The sequence below is a fragment of the Allobosea sp. TAB14 genome, from assembly GCF_052113865.1.
Taxonomy (GTDB): domain Bacteria; phylum Pseudomonadota; class Alphaproteobacteria; order Rhizobiales; family Beijerinckiaceae; genus Allobosea; species Allobosea spartocytisi.
Window position 1 is genome coordinate 1 of the sequence record NZ_JBFRDQ010000267.1, and the last position, 4,621, is coordinate 4,621.

The window sequence follows — 4,621 nt, forward strand, 5'->3', positions numbered from 1 at the left end:
CCGTCAGCACCGTCAGCACGGCTGAAGTCAGCTTGTTGAGCCTCAGACGCTCGGCACGGATTTGTTTCTCGAACCCCGCGATCCGGGCCTCGATCTGCTCCTGTTCGGAAGCAAGTTCGGCCAGCCGCAGGTCGAGTTCCCTGACACGCTGCGAGGAGAAAGGCGCGTCGTTGTAGGAGTCGCCGATGAAAACGCCAGTGCGGGCGGCAGCCAGTTCGGTGTTCAAATAGCTGCCACGCTGGCGGGCACTCTCAAGCTCTTGCTGCGCCACGTCCTGTGCGGCGCGGGCGCGTTCGAGATTGGCTGCGGTCTGTACGCCCCGATCGCTCAGGTCGTTGGCGCGCTTGAGGGTGCCATCGGCTTCGCGCAGGCGGGCCGCCGCGGCATCCTGATTGGCCTTCGCCTCGGCGATCCGCGCCTCGATCTGGCTGACGCGCCCTTTCTGGTAATTATCGAGCTGTGCGGCAAAGCCAGCGCGAGCATTGCTGATCGCTTCCTTTTGCGTGGCCACCCGCTTCAGCTCGATCTGCTGGTTGTCGCGGTCGCGCTCTAGATCGATAAGGCGTGCGGTGTCGAAGCGCTCATCCGTGATGTCGGCGACGAGTTCACCCGCATTCACGCGCGCGCCGATGCTCCGGACGGCAAGATTGACCTGTCCCTCGATCGGGGCGCGGATCACGTTGATGCGGGCATTCACCGTCGCGTCGGCCGAGGTTCCAGCGAAATGCTCGCCGATCAAGACGTAGAGGCCACCAACGAGCAGCAGCAGGCCGACGGCGATCCGAAAGATCTTCATGATCCCTATCCCGAACGCGTGTCGCGGACGGGCATTGGCGCGGACCGAGTCTTACCAAATCGTTACCAGACAAGAGTCCCCAGCTGCGGATGGATGTCCAAGCTTCTGGCGCCGCAAAAATCGAGGACTTACGAAACCATCAATGCACTTCGAATGCGCACATTGGTAGCTTGCGTCAGAAGCGGCCTCGGACGCACCAGCCGCCTGGAAACAAGGCGTTATCCGCCGGGCTGGGTTTCCACAGCTTTCGCTGTCGAGCGATCGGAGAGGACCAAAAACAGGCCAAACACCGAGGACCGCCATGGAAATCCAAGCTTACGCCGACGGCCTGGCCGATATGTTCTGCGCCTATCTCACTGCCCAGGGAAATTCTTCGCCGAAGGGTGGAGGCTAGCGCAGACCAGCAACTGCGATGCGCCGACAGCGGAACTTTGCTCATCGCCTGTAAGCGGACCTCTAGAACGCTGAAACGGCATGACCTCAAACGTCCCATGTCGGACCTTCAGCGGGTTTGCTGCGGAGCCAGGGTAACCTCAGAATCTGACGGCGAGGACGCCCTTGAAGGCGTGGTCCTGCGCGTCCTGGGCGAGCTGCCCGGTATAGGAGAGGCCGAGCGAGGCGCTCTGGCCGATGGCCAGGTCGAGCCCCGCCTCGAGCAGGGCGGCGTCCTTCGCGATCGGGACACCAGCGACCGAGAACGGTGTACTGCCGGCAAAGGCCAGCGTTGCGGTCGGGGTGACGTCTCCGAAGGCGTGGCGCCAGGCTAATCCGCCGCGCAGGGTCAGGCCCACGCCCCGCAGATCGAAGCTGGTCGCGGCACGCAGTCCAAGCGTGGAATATCCTACATTGGTGTCGCCGCCACGGCTTGAGAGCGCCGCGGCGCCGCTGGTCTCGCGGAAGCCATCGGTATGCAGGTTGAYATAGGCCAGGCCGGCAAAGGGCTCGAACGCCACCCGGCCGAGATCGACCCGGTAGCCGAGCTCCCCAAAAACCTGGGCGGTGCCGGCATTGTAGTCGGCCTTGAGGCTATTGCCGAAACCGGCGAAGGCGACAGTGCGGCTGATCTCGACGTCGTGCCAGGTGTAGCTCGCGCCAGTGCGCAGGTTGAGCGCGCCCCATTGCCCGCCACCATAGAGGCCGAGATGGTAGTTGTCGCTCTCGCCCGAGGAGCGCCGGCCCTTCACGTCGAACTCGGAGCGGCTGTAGCCGGCAACGACGCCGACGCGCAGGGTGTCGAACACCGCAGCATCGGCACCGATGAGGAAGCTGCCGGTCGAGCGCGTCAACTTGGCAGCGTTGCGGTCGCTGTCCGTTGTGCCCCAGGAGCCGTAGCCCTGGCCCCAGACCGCGAAGCGGTCGGACCTGAGCTCGGGCATCGGACCTTTCACGCTTGGGGCGAGATCGGCGGTGAAGCCGTAGTTCAACGTCGTCATGGGCTGCGCGCCGACCGCGCCGAAGGCCGAACGCAGTCGGTCGTTGACGGCGTTGCGCAGGAGCCAGCTCTCGTCGATCAGCGCCGTCTTCGCCGAGGCGTGAACCTCGCCGGAGAGCGAGTCGAAGGCGGCGCGCGCACCTGGCGCGTCGAGCATCAGCAGGCTGTTGTAGAGCGCCAGCGTGCCGCCGACCGGCGGCAGCGTGTCGAGAGCGCCAGCGGTGACAAATTGGTTGCGCGTCTGCGCCACGGTTTCGAAAATCGCTGGCGGGGGTGTCGGCGTTGGGTCAGAGCCGGGAGGGGTGGTCGGGGGAGTGCCCGGGTCAGGGGGAGTGACCGGAGGCGTCCCCTTGACCGCAATGATGAGGTCGACCTGGTTGGGCTGCTGGTCGACGGAGAGGTCGAGGAAGGCGGAACGCGAGACCGCTCCGGGGGCGCTGCCGATGACACCGCCTGTCGCGGTGAGGATCGTGTAGCGCTGGCCGTTGATATAGCTGGTCTGCGGATCGAGCGCGGTGACCCCGACCTGGCTGCCCGTGACGATGGCGCTTCCGGTCACGGCGATGCGGTCGGAGGTGCCGTTGCCGGCGATCTCGGCCTCGTAGGTCGAGCCCGGCGCCAGCGTCAGGTTGCCATTGACGTTGAGGGTGCCGATCGAGTTGCCCGGGGCAATGGTCGCCCCCGATTGGATCGTGGTGGAGCCGACCGTGCCGCTGCCGCCGAGCGCCGCGCCCGAGAGCACGGTGACGGCCGAGTTCGCGAGCGAGCCATTGATCGAGAGCTTGCCGTCCTCAACCGTCGTCGCGCCGATCAGATTGCCGTCGCCGGTCAGATTGAGATTGCCTGCCCCGCGCTTGGTGAGGGTGCCGGTGCCGTTGATCGCCTGGGCGAAGGTTGCGTCGCCTGGCTGGTCGAAGACCAGCGCGGCGTTGTTGTGGATCGGACCGAGGCCGAAGCTCGTCGCCGAGCCTATCAGCGTGCCGGCTTGGATCAGCGTGCCGCCATAGCTGTTGGTACCGGTCAGCGTGAGCGACCCAGCCCCCAGCTTCTGCACGTCGCCGCTGCCCGAAATGGTTCCGGTGAAGGTGATATTGTCAGAGCGGTTGAAGGCGAGCGTGCGATTGTTGACGACGTTGCCTATGATCGAGCCGGTGGTGCCGCCGTTGCCGATCTGCAGGACGCCGGCGCTGATCGTCGTGCCACCCGTATAGGTGTTCGCCCCGGTCAGGATCTGCGTGCCGGCGCCGAGCTTGGTCAGGCTGCCCGCCCCGGAGACGGCGCCGCCTAGCTCGAACTGTGTGCCTGTCGCCACGTCGAAGCCGCCGGGGCCGTCGAGCGCCACGGGACGAAACGAGGCGAAGCTGGCCGTGGTCGCGAGCGTGCCGCCGTTAAGGCTCAAGCCACCGGAGGCCGCCCCGAGATTGGCATTGGCAGAGATCTGCAGCACGCCGCCTTCGATCGCCGTGCCGCCGCTGTAGCTGTTGCTGCCGGAGAGCACGAGCCTGCCGTTGCCGACCTTGGCGATGGCCGTGCCGCTGCCATCGGCAATCGTCGAGGCGATGTTGGCTATGACGCCGTTATCGACGTTGAATGTACCGGACGTGCCGCCCACGGGCAGGATTGAAAGCGTCCCGCCGCTCAGCGCGTAGCCATTGGCCGAGAATTGCAGGGTGTCGAAACTCACCGTGCCGGCAACGCTGACCGCGCCGCCGGCCGCGCCGGCGAAGACGCCGACCGAGCCGCCCCAGCCGGCATTGGCGCTGCCGGCGCTATTGGTCCAGTTGGTGCCGAAGGGAGCCCAGGTGCCGGCCCCGCCATCGACGGTGCCGTTGCCGATTGCGTTCGTGCCGTCCCAGAACTGCAGGGTCTGGCCGGTGCCGAACACGGCGAGGTTGACCTGTCCTGCCGTCGCCGTCTCGACCTGCGCGCTGGCGATGGTGAAACCGCTCCGGGTCGAGGTCACGCCTTGGCTGGCGAAGCTGCCCGCGAGCGTGCCGCCATAATCGAACAACCGATAATAGCCGGCGGCAGCCGCGCGGGCATCGAGGGTGCCGCCGAGCGTGAGATTGCCGGTGACCTCGACGAGGTCGTTGCCGGCGATGGGATCGCTGCCGCCGACCGCGCCCGGCGAATTCAGCTCGAAGACCGAGGTCGAGCCGCCGTTCAGCGCAAGCGAGCCAACCGTCAGTGTGCCGGGGCTATGCCCCGCCGACAGGGTACCGTTGACGGTCACGGCACCGGCAATGCTGCCTGTGCCAGACAGCGTCGCACCGGCCGCCACGGTCAGCGCTCCCGGCCCGTTCAGCGCACCGTCGACACGCAGCTCACCGGCCGAGACCAGCGTCGTGCCACCATAGGTGCTGGTACCGGTCAGTGTCTGCCTGCCGGAGTAC

At 66.5% G+C, this 4,621-nt stretch carries 2 protein-coding genes; both read right to left on the reverse strand.

Annotation, left to right across the window (positions count from 1 at the left end; genetic code table 11):
* A partial coding sequence (locus AB4Y99_RS25895) for an HlyD family secretion protein (RefSeq protein ID WP_441525343.1) occupies positions 1-796 on the reverse strand: 796 nt, incomplete at its 3' end.
* Between the two features lie 533 nt (positions 797-1,329).
* A partial coding sequence (locus AB4Y99_RS25900; RefSeq protein WP_441525344.1) for an autotransporter outer membrane beta-barrel domain-containing protein occupies positions 1,330-4,621 on the reverse strand: 3,292 nt, incomplete at its 5' end.